Consider the following 17,029-nt stretch of genomic DNA (forward strand, 5'->3'; position numbering starts at 1 on the left):
CCCTGGGGTGCAGTAGAGGAAAGTCCCCTTGAAAGGATTTCAGTGTGCGCACCATTTGCCAAGCTATTTCAGCTCAGCCGAAACCCTCACCGCGAAAGCGGCTTCGTCAGGTCGTAGACCGTCGTGCCACCCACATTGAGCGACGTGAAGTGTTGCTCGACCCACGTCGTGATCGACCCGGCCGTGCCACGACTGCCACCGGGACCACCGCCACGGCCGCCCGCGACGTAATAGTGCACCTGGCCGTCGGCGACGTACTGCTGGAACTGCGCGAGCGTGGGCGCCGGGTCGCTGCCGCTGAAGCCGCCGATCGCGATGACCGGGCGGCCGCTGCCGAGGGCCAGCGACGCGGCGGCGTTCGCACTCGGCTGGGCGGCAGCCCATTTCGTTGTCGTGTCCGCCTTGAGCAACGCGATCACCTGGGCATTGGCGCTTTCCTCGAAGCCACCGCGGCCACCCTGCGAAGCACCGGGAAGACGTTCCATTCGTGCGCCGCCGCCGAAGCCACGCGCCTTCGACGCCACGGCTGCGGGGCCGGCCGACGGGGTTCCTCCGGAGTGTCGCGTCGCCGCCGTGGCCACCGTGAACGACGTGGTCCCCAGCAACGCCGCGACGAGTCCGGCGATGGCCACCGCAGGCGCGAGCCGCCGGATCCGATCGGCGCCGAACAGCAGCGCGAACACCGCGACGACACCGAGAACCAGGACGGTGTAACGGATCCACGGCTGCCAGGAAGGCGTGTGCGCCAGCATGACGAAGCTCCACGCGACCGTCACGGCCAGCATCACCGCGAGCACCGCACGGGCCGCGATGTTGCCGCGCCCCCGCCACAGTTCGCGCGTCGACACGGCCAGCGTCCCGGCGATGCCCGGCACCAGCGCAACCGTGTAGTACGGGTGGATGATGCCGCTCATGTAGCTGAACACCACCGCCGTCACGACCATCCAGCCGCCCCACAGCAGCAGCGCGGCCCGCGTCCGGTCGGTCCGCGGCGCACGGCGGGTGAACCACAACCCGGCGACCAGCCCGATCAGCGCGGCGGGCAGCAGCCACGACGCCTCGGTGCCGAACTCGGAACTGAACAACCGCGTGATGCCGGTCGCGCCGCCGAAACCGGGGCCGCCACGGAACATCTCGGCACCGGCGGGCATTTCGGCGACCGCACGCGCCGCCTCGCGTGCACCGCCACCACGCTCGTTGCCGAAGATCCTGCCGAGGCCGTTGTAGCCGAAGGCCAGTTCCAGCACGCTGTTGTCCGTCGATCCGCTGATGTACGGCCGGTCCGACGCCGGCCAGAACGCGACCGCCGCGACCCACCAGCCCGCCGAGACGACGACCGCACCCGCCGCCGCGAGCAGTTGCCAGATCCGGCGGCCCAGCGACGTCGGGGCCGCGACGAGGTAGACGAGCACGAATGCGGGCAGCACAAGGAACGCCTGCAACATTTTGTCAAGGAAACCAAAACCGACCGCGACCCCGGCCAGCAGCAGCCACTTCGTGCTCGCCTTGTCCAACGCCCGCACGACGCAGTAGCCACCGGCGACCAGGAGCAGCACCAGCACTGCGTCCGGGTTGTTGTAGCGGAACATCATCGCGGCGACCGGGGTCAGCGCGAGCGCGGATCCCGCGAGCAGGCCGGCCCCCGGGCCGGAGAGGCGGCGCACCGCCAGGTACAGCAGGCCGACGGACGCGACCCCGGCAAGCGCGTCCGGGACGAGCATGCTCCACGACGAGAACCCGAAGACCCGCCCGGAAAGCCCCATGAGCCACAGCGAAAGCGGCGGTTTGTCCACTGTGACCACATTGCCGGGATCAAGCGATCCGAAGAACCACGCCTTCCAGCTCTCGGTTCCGGCCTGCACGGCCATCGCGTAGAAGTTGTTGCCCCAGCCGTTGATCGACAGGTTCCACAGGTAGAGCAGGGCGGTCACGAGCAGCAGCGCGACCACCGAGGGACGGACCCAGCGCGGCCGGGTCGCGGTGGTTTTGTCCGGTAGTGGCTCGGCGAGACGCGGCGAAGTCAGGGCGGGGGCACTCGTCATGTCCGCCACCCTGTCCGGCCGGAATGTGCCGTGGTTGTGGGCGGCCTGTGGCCTACCTGTGAGCGGGCGCCACCGGGAAGAGGATCTCGAACTCCGTCCGGCCGGGTCGACTTTGGACACTGACACGGCCTCGATGCGCGGCCACCACGGCGGCGACGATCGCCAGTCCGAGGCCCGTGCTACCGGCGGCACGCGAGCGCGAGTTGTCGCCGCGCGCGAACCGCTCGAACACCTCGGGCAGCACCTCCGGCGGAATTCCCGGGCCGTCGTCGGCGACCCGCAGCCGCGCCACGCCGTCCTCAGTGGACAGATTCGCGGTCACCGTCGTCCCCGGCGGGGTGTGGGTGCGCGCGTTGTTGAGGATGTTGATCACGACCTGGTGCAGCTGACCCGCGTCGCCGAGCACCTCCAGCGGTTCGCCGGGAACGTCCAGCAGCCACTTGTGTTCCGGGCCCGCCGCGTGCGCGTCGGCGACAGCGTCCGCGACGAGCCGGGAGAGGTCCACCGGCTCGTGCACCACCGGACGCCCGGAATCGAGCCGCGCGAGCAGCAGCAGATCCTCTACCAACGTCGTCATGCGCGCGGATTCCGATTCGACGCGGCTCATCGCGAAGGCGATGTCAGGGGGCACGTTCTCCCGGCTACGACGGGTCAGCTCCGCGTACCCGCGGATCGCGGCGAGCGGCGTGCGCAGCTCATGGCTGGCGTCGGCGACGAACTGGCGCACCCGGCTCTCACTGGCTTGCCGCGCGGCGAGCGCGTTCGCGATGTGCCCGAGCATCCGGTTCAGCGCCGATCCGACCTTACCGACCTCGGTACGCGGGTCGGTGTCCACATCGGACACTCGTTCCGACAACGCCACCTCGCCTCGATCGAGTGGCAGTTCCGACACTCTCGTGGCGGTCGCTGCCAATCTGTCGAGGGGTTTCATCGTGCGTCGGATCGTCGCCGCGCCGACGGCCGCGGCGAGCACCAGCCCACCGAAAGCGACAGCGGCGAAGATGAAACCCAGCCGCCACAGGGTTTCGGCCAGGTCCTTCATCGGCAGCCCGACGAGGACGAAGTCACCCTTCGCGTTGTGCCCTGCCACCACCCGGTAATCGCCGAGAGAGCCGAGGTCGACCGTGCGCTTGGTCCCGTTCGGCGGCACCCGCAGCAGGGTACGGAGATCTTCGGACGGCACCTCCTGGAACTCCATCCGGCCCTTGACCGAACGCAGCACCTTGCCGTCGGCGCTGGAGCCGTGCACCTGGACGGCCAGCGTGCCGTCACCCTGGCCGAGCGCCCGCAGCGGATCCGGCGGCGGGCGGCCGCCGGAAGTCCACGGTGGACGGTCGGACGATCCCTTGCTGCCGCGGTCGCTCGCCGCGCTGAGCCGGTTGTCGAGCTGGCCGATCAGGAATTCCCGCAGGGCGAACTCCGTGACGACGCCGACGACGAGGCACACCAGCGCCAGCAAGGCGGCGAGCTGGACGATGAGCCGCCGCCGCAACGACCACGGGCGGCGGGAACGAGCCGGGCGGGGCTCAGCCGGCGGCTGGTTTGAGTACATACCCGGCGCCGCGCATGGTGTGGATCATCGGCTCACGGTCGGCGTCGATCTTCTTGCGGAGGTAGGAGATGTAGAGCTCGACGATGTTGGCCTGGCCGCCGAAATCGTAGCTCCACACGCGGTCGAGGATCTGCGCCTTGCTCAGCACCCGCTTGGGATTGCGCATCAGATAGCGCAGCAGCTCGAACTCCGTCGCGGTCAGCGGCACGAGATCGCCGCCGCGGTGCACCTCGCGGCTGTCCTCGTCCAGGGTCAGGTCGCCGACGACGAGGGTGGACCCGCTCGCGCCGAGCACGCCGTTCGCGCGGCGCAACAGCGCGCGCAGCCGCAGCGCGACCTCTTCGAGGCTGAACGGCTTGGTCACGTAGTCGTCGCCGCCCGCGGTGAGCCCGGCGATGCGATCCTCGACGGCGTCCTTCGCGGTCAGGAACAGGACCGGCAGGTTCGGTGCCTCGGCGCGCATGCGGCGCAGCACTTCGAGGCCGCTGAAGTCGGGCAGCATGACGTCGAGCACGACGACGTCGGGCCGGAAGTCCCGCGCGACGCGCACCGCCTCGGCCCCGTCACCGGCGCTGCGGACCTCCCAGCCCTCCATCCGCAAGGCCATCGAGACCAGCTCGGCCAGGGTGTTCTCGTCGTCGACGACCAGCACCCGCACCGGGCTCCCGTCGGCACGCCGCAGCTCGGTCTTGCCGTGCGCCGTCGCGTCCATACCGCTCATGCGATCGACTCGCTCCGCGAGACTGTGCCCAATCCCTTTTGGCGCATTATGTCCTCGATTCGGTCGCAAGCTCCCTCATAGTGCCTCATCCTCGGGCCCGCGCGTGAGGTCTCGCTGTGGGACGGCTGTGCGTTTCCTGTGAGCCTCACCTGAACCGGTGACCACGGCCGTCACCCACACAGCAGGCACCCACCGGCACCACAGGTCTCGCACAGCGGGCGGAACGACGCTGCGTCCAGACAGGTACGACCGGAGGAAACACGATGAGCACCGAGCAGCCGGCGAACCCGCCGTCCGAGGCGAACTGGGGCGACCAGCCACCCGCCAAGAAGTCCTGGTCCGGCCGCAAGACCGCGATCGCCGCGGGCATCGCGGTCGTGATCGTGGCGGGCGGCGGCGCCGCGATCTGGGCGAGCGCGAGCGGGAGCGACAACGCGCAGACGCAGGGGCCAAGCAATCAGGGCGGCCCCGGTGGTCCTGGCCCCGGCGGGCAGCCTGGCAAGGGCAACAACGCGGGTGGTGGCGCCGCGGCGCTGCGCAACGCGTTGCACGGCGACTTCGTCGTCGCGGACCGCGATGGCGGCTACACCACCGAGCGGCTGCAGACCGGCGACATCACCGCGATCAGCGCGACATCGATCTCGTTGACCAGCAAGGACGGCTACCAGCAGACCTACACGATCGACTCGTCGACCAAGAAGACCGGCGACCCGAAGACCGGGCAGACGGTGACCGTGGTCGCCAAGGTGTCCGGGCAGACGGCCACCGCGACGACCATCGGCCAGCAGGGACAACGCCAGGGACAGGGCACCGGACGGCGGGGCGGCAACTAACGCTTACCCGCCCCGGACGGCGGTGAAGTAGGGCAGAGTTGGGCTGGTGCGGGACATCAGCGGATCACTGACGCGCCAGTCGCTGCTGGTCGCGCTGGTCTGCCTGATCGCCGACGCCGCGCTGTTCGTCCTGCGCGGCCCGTTCCCCGAGGCGGGCTGGCGCGCGTGGGCGCTGCTTCTGGCGGGTATCGCGGTCAACGCCGCGCTGGCAGGCCCGGCGCGGTACGCGGGCTGGGTTTCGCTCGCCCACGCGGTAGTGCTGGTCGCCGCCCCGCTGCTGCTCTGCGACTGCCGCGGCTACATCGCCGTCAACAACTCGGGCGTCCTCATCGCCGGATATCGCTCCGGCGCGTGGTTGCGGACGGTGCCCGCGCTCCTCGCGCTCGCCGCGATGCTGGCCGGGCTCACCACGAACGACCTGCTCGCCGGCGGCCGCACGGCAAGCGACTGGCGGCTGCTCGTGATCGGCATCGCGGTGTCCGGGCTGCTGCCGTGGCTGGTCGGCCGGTACACCACGGCACGGCGGGCCTACATCGCCGATCTCGAACTCGCTGCCGAACAACGCCGCCAGAACGAGGCGGAAGCCGTACGCCGCGCGGTGATCGAGGAACGCACCACCATCGCGCGCGATCTGCACGACGTCATCTCGCACCATGTCAGCGCGATCGGCGTGCACGCCGGCGCCGCGCGGCTCGGGCTGCCCGCCGACGGCGAGTCCGCGGTACGTCGTTCGCTGGGCGCGGTCGAGTCGTCCAGCCGGGCCGCCATGGCCGATCTGCGGCGGCTGCTCGACCTGCTGCACGCCACCGGCACCGACGCGCCGCAACGGCAACCAGGGCTGGAAAATCTCGACGAGCTGCTCGACACCGTCCGCGCGGCCGGGTTGCCCGCGCGGCTGATCGTGCGCGGGCAGCCACGGGATCTGCCGGATTCGCTGAACATCGCGCTGTACCGGATCGCGCAGGAAGCGCTGACGAACGCGCTGCGCCACGGCGAAGGACCGGTCGAGATCGAACTCGACCATCGGCGCACCGAGTTCGTCCTCACCGTCACCAACGGTCTCGGTGACCGTCGCCCCGCCGCGGCCGCGAACCGCGCCCATCACGGGCTGAGCGGGATCCGGCAGCGGGTGACGTTGTTCGGCGGGAAGGTCGAATACGGTCAGCTGCCCGATGGAAAGCACTGGCAGGTGAAGGTGATTTTTCCCGTGGAGAGTTCATGATCAGGGTGTTGCTGGCCGACGACCACGCGATGTTCCGGTCCGGGATGCGGGCGTTGCTGGACACCCAGCCGGATTTCGCCTGCGTCGGCGAAGCGGCGGACGGTCGCGAGGCGGTGGCCGAGACCGCGCGGCTGCGGCCCGACGTCACCGTGCTGGACGTCCGGATGCCCCGGCTCGACGGCCTCGCCGCCACCGAAGCGATCCTCGCGACGCCGGGCAACGACACCCGAGTCCTCGTGCTGACCACTTACGACGCCGACGAGTACGTCTACCGCGCGCTGAGCGCGGGCGCCTCCGGGTTCCTGCTCAAGAGCCTCGCACCGGAGGAACTCGTCGCCGCGATGCGGGTCGCGGCGCGCGGGGACGCGCTGATCGATCCGTCGGTGACCCGGCGGCTGGTAGCGAAGTTCACCAGCAGCCTCGAACCGCCCACCGCCGAACCGCCCGAGCTGTCCCGCCTGACCTCCCGCGAACGCGAGGTGCTGCTGCTCATCGCGAACGCGTGCAGCAACGCCGAAATCGCGCGGCGGCTGCACGTCGGCGAGGAGACCGTGAAGACGCACGTGTCGCGGGTCCTGTCGAAGCTCGGGTTGCCCGACCGGGTGCACGCGGTGGTCTACGCCTACAAGAACGATCTCGTCGACAAGTGAGTCCCTTGTGGACAGTGGGCGGGTCATGGCTCGCCTCCCGGCGCCCGCGATGCGAAACTGGACGCCGGTGACGGGAGGAGCTGAGCCATGAAGCGCTGGATCCTGCTCGCGGTCGGGGTGGTGCTCGCACTGGTCGGCGCGGTCTGGGTGCTCCAGGGCATCGGCGTGCTCGGCGGCAGCTTCATGACCGGGCAGAAGCTCTGGTTCCTGATCGGGCTGGTCGCGTTCCTCGGCGGAGTCGTGCTGGTCGCCGCGACCGCGACCCGGCGGAAGCCATCGGCTCCGAGGGCGCCGTCAGCTTCGTCAGCCTCGGGCGAGAACGTGGAAGATCGGGTATCCGGGGGCGATTCCGCGTAGCGTCTCGTCGCTCGACTTGTCGTCGACGCCGTCGAAGAACACGCCGACCTCGAACTTCCAGCGCCGCAGGTAGGCCCGCAGCACGGCGGGCTTCTCGTCGTCGGTCAGCTCCCGGTAGCCGAAGTCCTCGGTCCGGCGCCCGACGCGGAGCTGTCCCTCACCGGCCGCACGGAGGTTGCGCACCCACTGGGTCTCGCCTCGCGGAGCGACCAGGTATCGGCTCTCGTCCAGCGTCAGCAGGTTGACCGGCACCGACCGCGGTTCGCCACTCTTGCGCCCCCGCACTACCAGCACCCGGCTGCCCCACACGCTCACGCCCAGTTTGGTCAGGCCCTGGATCACCCGGTTGAACACTGCGGTGGCCTTGCCCGGTTCGACGTATCGCTTGTCCATGTCGTCCTCCTCGTTCCGCGGATCCGCGATCGCTGATCCCATGCGAGAGCAGTGCTCTCGGTTAAGAGCAGTGAACACCAGAGCACCGGTCTTAGTCAAGAGCAGTGCTCTCGATTTTGTGCACTGCTCTCATTCCTGGCACACTGAGCACCATGACCGCGCCGAAGACCGCTCGCGAACGGGCCAGGGCCGAACTGGCCAAGGAGATCAAGGACGAGGCCCGCCGCCAGCTGGCCGAAGTCGGCGCGAACGGGCTTTCCCTGCGCGCGGTGGCCCGCGAGCTGGGCATGGTCTCTTCGGCGCTGTACCGGTACTTCCCGAGCCGCGACCACCTGCTGACCGAGTTGATCGTCGACGCCTACAACGCGATCGGCGAGGCGGCCGAACAGGCCGACAACCAGCCGGGCATCGCGCCCCGCGCACGGTGGAGCCGGATCTGGCACGCCACCCGCGCATGGGCCAGGAAACATCCGCACGAGTACGCGCTGATCTACGGCTCACCGATCCCCGGCTACCAGGCGCCCCAGGACACGATCGCCCCGGCGGGCCGGGTCGCACGGGCGCTGATCAACGCGATGCGGCTGGAAGACCTGCGCACTCCGCGTCAGGAGATCCTCGACCCCCGGCTGCGCGAGCAGGTCGAGACGGTTGCCGAGCAACTGGGCGTCGACATCTACGCACAGACGATGCTCCGGCTGATCACGGCGTGGACCCAGCTGTTCGGGACGATCAGCTTCGAGCTGTTCGGCCAGTACGTGGGCAGCGTCGACCCGTCCGACATGTACTTCGACTACGTGACCGAGCGGATGGCGGACTACGTCGGGCTCTGACCCGCGGGAGTACTGGAAGACCAGGACCGCATGAGCAGTTCCAGCGCGTCCACCACGACGTCGTCGCCGATGCCGTCTGGGGTCAGTAATCGCTGACGCAGCAGCCCGTCCTCCAGCGCGTGCACGATCAGCGCGAGGAACTCCGGATCCGCGGGGGACCGCACACCACGCCGGGACAGCTCGGCGGAGATCCCGCCCTCGAGCAGAGCACGCGCCTCGAGTTCGCCCGCGCCCACGAGTGGCCTGGCCGAAGGGTTGCGGAGCGCGTACAGCGTCAGCTCGGTCCGCAGGATAAACCAGTCCGGCAGGTGCCGCGCCCGTTCGACGTGCCACCCGCGCAGGCGTCGCAGCATCTCCTCGAACGACCCCACGCCCTCGGCGAGAGCACTGATCTCGTCGGCTTCCCGTGCTCTCCGCTGGGCGAGCAGCGCGACGACCAGCTCGTGTTTGCCCTCGAAGTTGCCGTAGAACGCACCGCGCGTGTACCCGGCCCGTTCGGCGATCTGCTCGACCGACGTCCCGTTGACCCCGCGCTCGGCGAACAGCTCGGCCGCGGCCGTGAGCAGCCGCTCCCTCGTCCGTTCGCGGCTTTCCGCCCGCGTCAGCCGCTTCGCCATCACGGCCGAGACGGTACCTTTCGCGGGAGAAGGACATCGGCGGAAGGCGGCGCGACGTGACGGAGTGGGCAGCACAGGTCGGCAGGATCCGGGTCGTCGGGACCGGCGTGATGGGGCGAGGCATCGCCCAGCTCGCCGCCACCGCCGGGGTCACCGTCGAACTGGCCGACGTCCAGCAGGACGCCGTCGTGCGTGCCATCGAGTACATCGGCGGCATGGCCGGCAAGCTCGCCACGAAGGGAAAGCTGTCCACAGAGGACGCCGAGGCCATCAAGGCCCGGCTCGTCGCCGTCGACAGTCCCACCGCTCCGGCCGACGACGTGGACCTGGTGATCGAAGCCGCCCGCGAGGACCTGGAAACCAAGCGGACGCTCTTCGCCGAGCTGGAACGGGTCTGCGGGCCACGAACGGTCTTCGCCACGAACACCAGCTCGCTGTCGGTCACCGAAATCGCCACCGGCTTCGAAGACCCGGCCCGGTTCGTCGGCCTGCACTTCTTCAACCCCGTTCCGCTGATGCGCCTGGTCGAGGTCGTGCCCGGCGCCCGGACCGCCGAGTGGCTGCCCGGCGCGGCCCTCGACCTCGTCCGCCGCTGGGGCCACGAACCGGTGCTCGCCCCCGACGCGCCGGGCTTCCTCGTCAACCACGCCGGTCGTGGCCTGGGCACCGAGGCGCTGCAGATCCTTTCCGAGGCCATCGCCGCGCCCGCCGACATCGACCGCATCGCCCGCGACGTGCTCGGCCTCAAGCTCGGCCCGTTCGAGCTGCTGGACCTCACCGGTCTCGACGTCTCCCATGCTGTCCTCGAAAGCATCTGGAGCGGGTTCCACGGCGATCCCCGGCTGCGGCCCTCGTGGCTGACGCGACCGCGCGTGGCGGCCGGTTTGTTCGGCCGGAAGAACGGCGAAGGCTTCTACTGCTACGAGGACGGCGTCCAGCAGGTCGAACCCGAGCCCACCCCGCCGCCCACGCCGGACTGCCCGGTGTACGCGGCCGACGAAGGCCTCGCCCGGCTGCTGGGCAGCGCCGGCGTCCAGGTGGTTTCGGACGCTTACCCCGACGCCGTCCTTCTGGTCACCCCGTTCGGAGAGTCCACAGTGGACGCCGCGCGCCGGGCAGGACTACCGCCCGAGCGGGTCGGCGGCGTCGATCCGCTCGGCCGCTTCGAGCGGCGGCTGACGCTGTCCGTGCATCCCGGCCTCGACCGCGCCGCGGGACGCGCGATGTGGGGTGCGCTGGCCGCGACCGGGCGCCCGGTGAGCGTCGTCCGCGACGGACCGGCCCCGATCGCGCAACGCCTGCTCGCCTCGATCGTCAACACCGCCTGCTTCATCGCCGAACAGCGGCTCGCGGGGCCCGCCGACATCGACACCGCCGTCCGGCTCGGGCTCGGCTACCCTCGCGGTCCACTCGCCTGGGGCGAGGCGCTCGGCGCGGACGAACTGCTGCTCATCCTGCGCGGCCTCACCGCGAGCACCGGTGACCCGCGCTACCGGCCCAGCGCCTGGCTCACCGAACGCGCCGCGCTCGGCCTCCCGCTCACCACGACCGGCACGACCCCAGCGGACCTGCTCGGCACCTGAGCTACGAGACGACCTGCACGACGTCACCGACGTGGAGCGTGTTGAAGAACGTCAGCGACGCGCCGGACGACAGGTGGATGCAGCCGTGCGAGTACTGCGACAGGCTGCCCGAGTGGAACGCGTCGCCGGGGTAGAAGAACACCGAGTTCGGCATCGGCGCCTTGAACTCCGTCGACCAGAAGTTCTTCACCTTGGACAGCACGTGGAACGTGCCGGTCGGTGTCGGGTAGCTCTTGAGGCCCGGCAGCATCGGCACGGGGCCGTAGATCACCTTGCCGCCCTGCAGCAGCCACGCCTGGTGTGCCGAGATGTCGGCACACGCGCTCGTACCGGGTGACTTCACCGCATCCGCGCACGGCACCCCGGAATCCTTCGCCACTGGCTGCGACGCGGGTTTCGTCGTGCCATGCAACGTCGCCGAAACGACCTTGCCGTGCGACGCCACCGACGCGGCGGTGTCGGTCCGCGGTGGCAAGGGCGCGGTCGGGGGCGGAGCGCTCGCCGGGGCCGGGACGGCCATCGCGGCAGGCGCCGCCACACCGCCCGAAGTACCTCCACCGGTGCACGCGGCCAGCACGAACGTCGTCGCCAGCGCGGCCGACCCCGCGAGCAGCCGCTTCGTCGTCCGCATGTCTGTCACCTCCCGTTTTCGTGATCCGCCTTGCTGACGAGCATCGCCCCGGTCCTGGTCGCCCCGAAAGGCCACGATCGAGTGGCCTGGCGTCTCCACCCCTGGGTTGAGATCGGGTTCAACCCGGGACCGGCCCGTACGCCGACGTTTCCCCAGCCCATTCCGCCGATGCTGGGAACACACGGCAAGCCCGCCTGATCGAAGGAGTACCCAGCCATGAACACCGCAACCACCATCCTGCTCTACGTCGGGGTCGCGGCTCTCGTCTTCTACAAGGTGATCTACACGCAGCTGCGCGGCACGCTGCTCACCCGGAGCGGCCTGGCGAAGCTGCCGCTGCTGCTCGTGGCGATCGGCGGGTTCTTCACCATCAAGGCACTGCCCGGCGCGTCCGCCGCCGAAATCGGCCTGCTCGCCGCCGACGTCGCGGTGCTCGCCGTGCTCGGCGCGATCCGCTCCACCTCCACCACGCTGACCGAACGCGCCGGGACGACGTTCCAGAAGGGATCGGCGATGACGGTGCTGCTCTGGGTGGTCACCATCGCGGTGCGGTTCGGTTTCGTCGGCCTGGGCACGGTGCTCGGCATCACCGGTCCGCTCACCTCGGCGTCCATCGCGCTGACCATCGGGGTCAGCATCGGCGTGCAGAACGCGCTGACCTACTACCGCATCCAGCAACTGCGGCTGCCGCTGGCGGAGCAGCGCGCCGTCGCAGCCGCCCGCTGACCACCGTCCACAACGGTCGTCCTCAAAGGACTATCCGGAAAGGACTTCGCCGACCATGCGCGCATACATCCGTCCCGGGCTCGGCTCGTCGGCCGGGCGCAGGAAACCGGGCAGTGGCGGGAGGTTCCGCGCGAACGGGCCGAGGCGGTCGTACAGCACGGCCGCACCTGCCGGACGACGTTCCGGATCCTTCGCCAGCATCTCGGCGAGGACGGCGTCGAGTTCGCGTGGCACACCCGGTATTGCGGACGGTGCGTCCTTGACCTGCTTCTCGAACACCGCGTACGCGGTCGGACCGCTGAACAGCTGGACGCCGGTGAGCATCTCGTGCAGGACACAGCCGAGCGCATACAGGTCGCTGCGCGGTTCGGCCACGCCGCGCTGGATCTGCTCCGGCGCCATGTACGAAGGTGTGCCGAGGATCTGCCCCGCCCTGGTGAACTGCGCGACGTCGGCCTCCCGCAGCACCGCGAGCCCGAAGTCCATCACCTTGACACTGCCGTCGGGGCACAACATCAGGTTCGCCGGTTTGAGATCGCGATGGCAGACCGAAAGCGCGTGCGCCGCGGTCAGCACCGCGCACGCCTGCGCCGCGATCGCCGCCGCCCACGGCACCGGCAGCGGTCCGTGCTCGGCGAGCAGATCCGCGACGGTCACCCCGTCGACGAACTGCATGACCTGGAACAACCGCTCGTCGTGGGTCCCGAAGTCGTACAACGTCGGCACACCGGGATGATCCAGTGTCGCCAGGATGCGGGCCTCTCTGGCGAACCGCTGCTCGAGTTCCTCGTCGCCGCCGGGCAGCCGCAGTAGTTTGACCGCGACCCGGCGGCCGAGCCTGCGGTCGTGGCCGCCGTGCACCGAGCCCATCCCGCCGCGCCCTCTCGGCAGTTCGTCGAGCTCGTAGCGATCGGCGATGAGCATCCGGCCTCCTGTGTGACCTCCCGACCTCACCCCTGCGCGCTTCCCGGCTCGAGGCGCCCCTCGGTGAGCCCGGCAAATCCTAGCCTGACCAGCGTTCGGCCGATCTCCGCCGCCTCGCGCACGGCGTCGTCGAACGCGGTCAGCCGGGCGAACGCGCGGCCGTGGACACGCTGCGTTTCCACCGGGTGACGCGGAATCCGCGTCCGGCGCACGTCGATCCGGGTCGAGCCGGAGTTCGCCGGCAGCTCCGCGGCGCGGAGGCAGCCCACCAGGAACCACGCGTCGAGTCGTTCGGGATCCACCCGGTACACCGACAGCGCGGGCCCGACCCGCACCGTGGGTCCACTATGGACACGCGCGAGCCCGGTCACCGACGCGACGACGTCACCCGCCGCGGCCAGCACCTCACCGGCCGCCGCCTCAGCCCGACCGGTCGGCGCGCGTCCGGCGGCCAGGTCGTCGAGGGTCAGCTGCGGGTGTTCGCCTTCGACCGTCCGCGCCGGGGCGTGCCGCAGTTCGATCACCCCGGCCTTGAGCAGCTCGCCGATCGTGGTGAACGCGGGCTCCGCGTCGCCTGGTTCGAACGACGGCACGGCCAACGGTAGCGCGGAAAACCGTTCGTACGCCTCGGCGAAGGCGCGCCCGGAATCCTCCGCACCGCCTTGACGCCTGGCCGGGGTGAGGTCGATGTCGTCGTCGAGCACGTCGATGATCCGGGTCCCCGACTCCCCGGGATCGCGCTCGTACTCCCGCCACAGTCGCTCCACTGTGGACGGTTCGTCGACCGGCCCTGCCAGCAGCACGGTCGACGGCGGTTGCCCGCCCGGCTCGGGACGTCGCAGCAGCCAAAGGTCCGGCCCGGCAGGCGCGAGGGTGAAGATCGCGCGCAACGCCCCCGCCCGCAACAGGTTCCCGCGGATCCGCTTGCCACTGCGGCGCGCGGCGGGCGCGCCGGGCATGAGGATCGCCACCAGCCCGCCGGGTTTCACCCGCGCGAGGCAGTGCTGCACCCAGGCCAGTTCGGACTCACCGCGCGGCGGGAGCCCGTATTCCCAGCGGGTGTCACCGATCAGCTCGTCGTGCCCCCACACCCGTTCGTTGAACGGCGGGTCGCACAGCACGGCGTCCGCGATCGCCCCGGAGAACCCGTCCTCCCGCAAGGAATTCGCCACGCGCACTTCCCCGTCGTAGTCGTGCAGGGCCAGGCGCAACGCGGCGATCGACGCGGCGATCGGATCGGCGTCCCTGCCGAGGACCTTGGGTGCCACACTCGACAGCAGGAGCGTCCCGAACCCGCAGGCCGGGTCGAGCACGGTCTCCGCGCCCCTGCCGACGAGCCGGGCCATCAGACACGCGATCGGCTCCGGCGTGTTCGAAAGCTGCCGCGAGTGCGCCTCGACGTAGCGGCCGAACAACAGCTCGAAGGCGGCCGCCGCGCCGATCTCGGCGGTGAGGTCGTCGAGCAGCGACGCGAGTTCGGGATCGACGTCCTCGTGCCGGTGGACGAGGTACTCCCCGGCCCTGCTCAGGCGGGCTCCGAGATCGAGATCGTCGCCAAGGGCACGTAATCGCCGCCAGGCTCGTTCACCTGTCGTGAGTTCGAAGTGCTTGCCCCGGGCGGCCATCCAGGACTGGACCGCGGCGAGGGAGAAGAGCGGGCTGGACGCGGTGCCGCCGGTCGGTGCCGGGAAGTCGGCGTACCGGCGGCGCCAGTTGCTGACCGCGGCGCGCCCCACCCCTGCCAGCCGGGCGATCTCGACCGCGCTGATCGTCGCGTCGTCCATGACCGGCCACTGTAAGTCGCAACTTCTGTTTTCGCCAGCTTTGCTTGTGAACTGAGTCAACCAATGCTTTTATGGGAGCCATGACACAGCAGCAGACGCCGCGCTACGTCCTGCGCTACGCGGCCGGGTCGGACGTCGGACGACGCCGGGACGTGAACGAGGACTCGGTCTACGCCAGCGGGCGCCTGCTCGCCGTGGCCGACGGGATCGGCGGCCAGCCGTACGGCGAAGTCGCCAGCGCCGCCGCGGTCGCGGTACTCGGCGAACTCGACGCCGAACTGCGAGCACTGGACCCCGCCGCGCTCGACCTCCAGGCGACACTGGGCGAAACGGTGCACCGGATCCCCGTCCGGCTGGCGGAGATCTCCGCCCGCGAACCCGCCACCGAAGGCATGGGGACCACCCTCACCGCGCTGCTGTTCGACGGCTCCCGCTTCGCCGCCGCGCACATCGGCGACTCACGCGGTTATGTGCTGCGGCACGGCGAACTGCACCGGATCACCCGTGATCACACGTTCGTACAGGCGCTGGTCGAAGACGGCCGGATCGCCCCCGACGAAGCGGCCGGGCACCCACGCCGCTCCCTGCTGATGAAAGCGCTTCAAGGCACCGGCGCGCCGGACCCCGATCTGTGGACGTTCACCCCTGAACCCGGTGATCGCTACCTGTTGTGTTCCGACGGGCTCACCGCTCCGGCGGCCGAATCGGCCATCCGGGAGATTCTCACCGCCAAGCCCGACCCCGCCGAAGCCGTGCCCACCCTGATCGACCTCGCCAACGACGGCGGCGGGCCGGACAACATCACCTGCGTCGTCGCCGACGTGTTCCCCGCCGCGCCTGCCTGACCTTCGCGCAGGTCAGACCTCCTGTGCACCGGCGCCGACCCATCCGGTATCGTTTCCCACGGAGGATTGGCCGAGCGGCCTAAGGCGCACGCTTGGAAAGCGTGTTGGGTTCACGCCCTCGCAGGTTCGAATCCTGTATCCTCCGCAGCGGTAACCAGGCGAAACGCCGGGTGTTCCTTCAACGAGCACCCGGCGTTTTCCGTAGCGGGCTTCGTCGGGGGAGACGACCGATCGGGTGCCTGCCGAACCGCGTAACCGGCGCCGAACCACGCGGCGGTGACATCCCCGCCCCGCTTGTCAATCCTGTTGCCAACCTGGCATTTGCCTTGTCCCCCAACACCTCCGGCAGCGCCATACTGGCCTCATCCAGCTCGGCGACCCGGTACGGGGCTCCGGCTGCGCGCCGGCGTCGCCGCCCGACCGGTCCTCACTGGTCACGAACGCCGCCGGGTGCGAGCCCGGCGCCCCGCCGTCGTTGCCGCGACAACGAAGTCGGCTCCGGTGGCGGTGAGGTCCGATGCCCACGCTAGTCTCAATCACCGTCTCGTTCGTACCGGTTCGCGGAGGTTCACCGTGTCACGAATACCCCACTGACCTGGGGCCAGCGGGGCACAAGCCCCGATGCACGACACCTGCGCGGGTTCGAATCCGGTACGTTCGCAAGCCCGTAGGCCCCGGACATTTTTCACGTCCGGGGCCTTGTTGGTTCCACCCTAACCTTCACTTACCAGAGTCACTTGATCACGCTAAGTTTGTACTAGTTCGTTTCCAGCCTCACACTTCCCAAGGAGTCCGCCCCCATGGCCGGAGTCGAAGAGATCCGCGCTGGTATCGCGCTCGCGAACGAGAAGGCGTCCGCGAGCATCGCCGCACTTCAGCAGGCCGCGCAATCTCTCGAAGAAGCCCAGCAATCGCTCGCGCAGGCGACGCAGGGCAGCAGTCAGCAAGAGGTGAACCAGGCTCACGGCCTGCTCGCCGAAGCGCTGAATGGCATCAGCGGTATGCAAAGCACCATCGAGGCGGGTATTTCCTCGGCCGACTCCTACTCGGCACGGCTCTGACCTCCCACATGGGACTCGCCGAGCTCCACCAACTGCTGACCGCGGTCCAGGACGGACTGGCGAACGGGCGGGCCCACACCGAGCGGGCCAAGAGCCTGCTCGGTGACGCCCGGCGGGCACTGGTCGACGCACAGGCCAAGGCCGATCCCTGGCTCCCTGTGCAGCTCGCGCAGGCCGACGAGGGGCTCGAACAGCTCCTCTCCCGGCTCGCCACCGCCGACGACCTGGTAAGCGGTTACCAGTCACGTCTCTAGGGAA

General features: G+C 69.9%; 17 protein-coding genes, 1 tRNA gene and 1 pseudogene. 11 read left to right on the forward strand and 8 right to left on the reverse strand.

Annotated elements, in window-relative coordinates; translation table 11 throughout:
• Positions 1–86: 86 nt before the first annotated feature.
• Genes ACFW0G_RS20405 through ACFW0G_RS20415 form a run of 3 tightly spaced genes read right to left on the reverse strand, consistent with a single transcriptional unit; the run spans position 87 to position 4,315 of the window.
• Positions 87–2,042 (reverse strand): glycosyltransferase family 39 protein, encoded by a 1,956-nt coding sequence (locus ACFW0G_RS20405; protein WP_378326907.1) that lies wholly within the window; start codon positions 2,040–2,042, stop codon positions 87–89.
• A gap of 52 nt (positions 2,043–2,094) precedes the next feature.
• Positions 2,095–3,594, reverse strand: coding sequence for an ATP-binding protein (locus ACFW0G_RS20410; RefSeq protein WP_378326908.1), 1,500 nt, complete (start codon positions 3,592–3,594; stop codon positions 2,095–2,097).
• Entirely contained in the window at positions 3,569–4,315 is a 747-nt protein-coding gene (locus ACFW0G_RS20415) for a response regulator transcription factor (RefSeq protein WP_378326909.1), read from the reverse strand. The genes ACFW0G_RS20410 and ACFW0G_RS20415 overlap by 26 nt, the downstream gene beginning before the upstream one ends.
• Positions 4,316–4,578: 263 nt before the next feature.
• Between ACFW0G_RS20415 and ACFW0G_RS20420 the strand changes: the two genes are divergently transcribed.
• From ACFW0G_RS20420 to ACFW0G_RS20435, 4 genes and pseudogenes are all read left to right on the forward strand, one after another.
• Entirely contained in the window at positions 4,579–5,148 is a 570-nt protein-coding gene (locus ACFW0G_RS20420; RefSeq protein ID WP_378326910.1) for a hypothetical protein, read from the forward strand.
• 46 nt (positions 5,149–5,194) lie between these two features.
• A complete protein-coding gene (locus ACFW0G_RS20425; RefSeq protein WP_378326911.1) occupies positions 5,195–6,370 on the forward strand; it encodes a sensor histidine kinase in 1,176 nt (391 codons plus the stop codon).
• A complete protein-coding gene (locus ACFW0G_RS20430; protein ID WP_378326912.1) occupies positions 6,367–7,020 on the forward strand; it encodes a response regulator in 654 nt (217 codons plus the stop codon). Before ACFW0G_RS20425 ends, ACFW0G_RS20430 begins: the two co-directional genes overlap by 4 nt.
• A gap of 87 nt (positions 7,021–7,107) precedes the next feature.
• Positions 7,108–7,302 (forward strand): annotated as a pseudogene (locus tag ACFW0G_RS20435) (hypothetical protein); the annotation flags it as partial.
• 21 nt (positions 7,303–7,323) lie between these two features.
• On the opposite strand, the gene ACFW0G_RS20440 reads toward ACFW0G_RS20435, so the two are convergent.
• A complete protein-coding gene (locus tag ACFW0G_RS20440; protein WP_378326913.1) occupies positions 7,324–7,770 on the reverse strand; it encodes a nitroreductase family deazaflavin-dependent oxidoreductase in 447 nt (148 codons plus the stop codon).
• A gap of 152 nt (positions 7,771–7,922) precedes the next feature.
• Here ACFW0G_RS20440 and ACFW0G_RS20445 point away from each other — a divergent pair, with 152 nt between their 5' ends.
• Entirely contained in the window at positions 7,923–8,600 is a 678-nt protein-coding gene (locus ACFW0G_RS20445; RefSeq protein ID WP_378326914.1) for a TetR/AcrR family transcriptional regulator, read from the forward strand.
• Here the strand turns inward: ACFW0G_RS20445 and ACFW0G_RS20450 are convergent.
• On the reverse strand, positions 8,585–9,217 hold the full coding sequence (locus ACFW0G_RS20450; RefSeq protein ID WP_378327002.1) for a TetR/AcrR family transcriptional regulator: 633 nt from the start codon (positions 9,215–9,217) through the stop codon (positions 8,585–8,587). The two genes, ACFW0G_RS20445 and ACFW0G_RS20450, sit on opposite strands and share 16 nt — an antisense overlap.
• A gap of 56 nt (positions 9,218–9,273) precedes the next feature.
• Between ACFW0G_RS20450 and ACFW0G_RS20455 the strand changes: the two genes are divergently transcribed.
• The gene (locus ACFW0G_RS20455; protein WP_378326915.1) at positions 9,274–10,800 is read left to right on the forward strand and encodes a 3-hydroxyacyl-CoA dehydrogenase; all 1,527 of its coding nucleotides are present in this window, start codon (positions 9,274–9,276) and stop codon (positions 10,798–10,800) included.
• Position 10,801: 1 nt separating this feature from the next.
• Here the strand turns inward: ACFW0G_RS20455 and ACFW0G_RS20460 are convergent, their stop codons facing one another.
• Complete coding sequence (locus tag ACFW0G_RS20460) at positions 10,802–11,431, reverse strand: L,D-transpeptidase (protein ID WP_378326916.1); 630 nt, start codon at positions 11,429–11,431, stop codon at positions 10,802–10,804.
• Between the two features lie 216 nt (positions 11,432–11,647).
• Between ACFW0G_RS20460 and ACFW0G_RS20465 the strand changes: the two genes are divergently transcribed.
• Positions 11,648–12,157 (forward strand): hypothetical protein, encoded by a 510-nt coding sequence (locus ACFW0G_RS20465; RefSeq protein ID WP_378326917.1) that lies wholly within the window; start codon positions 11,648–11,650, stop codon positions 12,155–12,157.
• A gap of 30 nt (positions 12,158–12,187) precedes the next feature.
• Here ACFW0G_RS20465 and ACFW0G_RS20470 read toward each other — a convergent pair whose 3' ends face one another.
• Complete coding sequence (locus tag ACFW0G_RS20470; protein WP_378326918.1) at positions 12,188–13,081, reverse strand: serine/threonine-protein kinase; 894 nt, start codon at positions 13,079–13,081, stop codon at positions 12,188–12,190.
• Positions 13,082–13,107: 26 nt separating this feature from the next.
• Positions 13,108–14,865, reverse strand: coding sequence for a class I SAM-dependent DNA methyltransferase (locus ACFW0G_RS20475; RefSeq protein WP_378326919.1), 1,758 nt, complete (start codon positions 14,863–14,865; stop codon positions 13,108–13,110).
• A gap of 80 nt (positions 14,866–14,945) precedes the next feature.
• Here ACFW0G_RS20475 and ACFW0G_RS20480 point away from each other — a divergent pair, with 80 nt between their 5' ends.
• From ACFW0G_RS20480 to ACFW0G_RS20495, 4 genes are all read left to right on the forward strand, one after another.
• The gene (locus tag ACFW0G_RS20480; protein ID WP_378326920.1) at positions 14,946–15,710 is read left to right on the forward strand and encodes a PP2C family protein-serine/threonine phosphatase; all 765 of its coding nucleotides are present in this window, start codon (positions 14,946–14,948) and stop codon (positions 15,708–15,710) included.
• 60 nt (positions 15,711–15,770) lie between these two features.
• A tRNA-Ser gene (locus tag ACFW0G_RS20485) sits at positions 15,771–15,855 on the forward strand.
• A gap of 655 nt (positions 15,856–16,510) precedes the next feature.
• Complete coding sequence (locus ACFW0G_RS20490) at positions 16,511–16,771, forward strand: hypothetical protein (protein ID WP_378326921.1); 261 nt, start codon at positions 16,511–16,513, stop codon at positions 16,769–16,771.
• A gap of 8 nt (positions 16,772–16,779) precedes the next feature.
• Positions 16,780–17,025, forward strand: a complete 246-nt coding sequence (locus ACFW0G_RS20495; RefSeq protein WP_378326922.1) for a hypothetical protein — start codon at positions 16,780–16,782, stop codon at positions 17,023–17,025.
• Positions 17,026–17,029: the final 4 nt, after the last annotated feature.

Source organism: Amycolatopsis sp. NPDC058986 (assembly GCF_042741125.1).
GTDB lineage: Bacteria > Actinomycetota > Actinomycetes > Mycobacteriales > Pseudonocardiaceae > Amycolatopsis.

What these genes read in the sequence shown, in the direction of transcription:
- ACFW0G_RS20405 (WP_378326907.1), bottom strand. Translation starts at nt 2,042, where the DNA reads ATGACGAGTGCCCCCGCCCTGACTTCGCCGCGTCTCGCCGAGCCACTA.
- ACFW0G_RS20440 (WP_378326913.1), bottom strand. Translation starts at nt 7,770, where the DNA reads ATGGACAAGCGATACGTCGAACCGGGCAAGGCCACCGCAGTGTTCAAC.
- ACFW0G_RS20430 (WP_378326912.1), top strand. Translation starts at nt 6,367, where the DNA reads ATGATCAGGGTGTTGCTGGCCGACGACCACGCGATGTTCCGGTCCGGG.
- ACFW0G_RS20480 (WP_378326920.1), top strand. Translation starts at nt 14,946, where the DNA reads ATGACACAGCAGCAGACGCCGCGCTACGTCCTGCGCTACGCGGCCGGG.
- ACFW0G_RS20465 (WP_378326917.1), top strand. Translation starts at nt 11,648, where the DNA reads ATGAACACCGCAACCACCATCCTGCTCTACGTCGGGGTCGCGGCTCTC.
- ACFW0G_RS20445 (WP_378326914.1), top strand. Translation starts at nt 7,923, where the DNA reads ATGACCGCGCCGAAGACCGCTCGCGAACGGGCCAGGGCCGAACTGGCC.
- ACFW0G_RS20490 (WP_378326921.1), top strand. Translation starts at nt 16,511, where the DNA reads ATGGCCGGAGTCGAAGAGATCCGCGCTGGTATCGCGCTCGCGAACGAG.
- ACFW0G_RS20450 (WP_378327002.1), bottom strand. Translation starts at nt 9,217, where the DNA reads ATGGCGAAGCGGCTGACGCGGGCGGAAAGCCGCGAACGGACGAGGGAG.
- ACFW0G_RS20460 (WP_378326916.1), bottom strand. Translation starts at nt 11,431, where the DNA reads ATGCGGACGACGAAGCGGCTGCTCGCGGGGTCGGCCGCGCTGGCGACG.
- ACFW0G_RS20470 (WP_378326918.1), bottom strand. Translation starts at nt 13,081, where the DNA reads ATGCTCATCGCCGATCGCTACGAGCTCGACGAACTGCCGAGAGGGCGC.
- ACFW0G_RS20495 (WP_378326922.1), top strand. Translation starts at nt 16,780, where the DNA reads ATGGGACTCGCCGAGCTCCACCAACTGCTGACCGCGGTCCAGGACGGA.
- ACFW0G_RS20475 (WP_378326919.1), bottom strand. Translation starts at nt 14,865, where the DNA reads ATGGACGACGCGACGATCAGCGCGGTCGAGATCGCCCGGCTGGCAGGG.
- ACFW0G_RS20415 (WP_378326909.1), bottom strand. Translation starts at nt 4,315, where the DNA reads ATGAGCGGTATGGACGCGACGGCGCACGGCAAGACCGAGCTGCGGCGT.
- ACFW0G_RS20420 (WP_378326910.1), top strand. Translation starts at nt 4,579, where the DNA reads ATGAGCACCGAGCAGCCGGCGAACCCGCCGTCCGAGGCGAACTGGGGC.
- ACFW0G_RS20410 (WP_378326908.1), bottom strand. Translation starts at nt 3,594, where the DNA reads ATGTACTCAAACCAGCCGCCGGCTGAGCCCCGCCCGGCTCGTTCCCGC.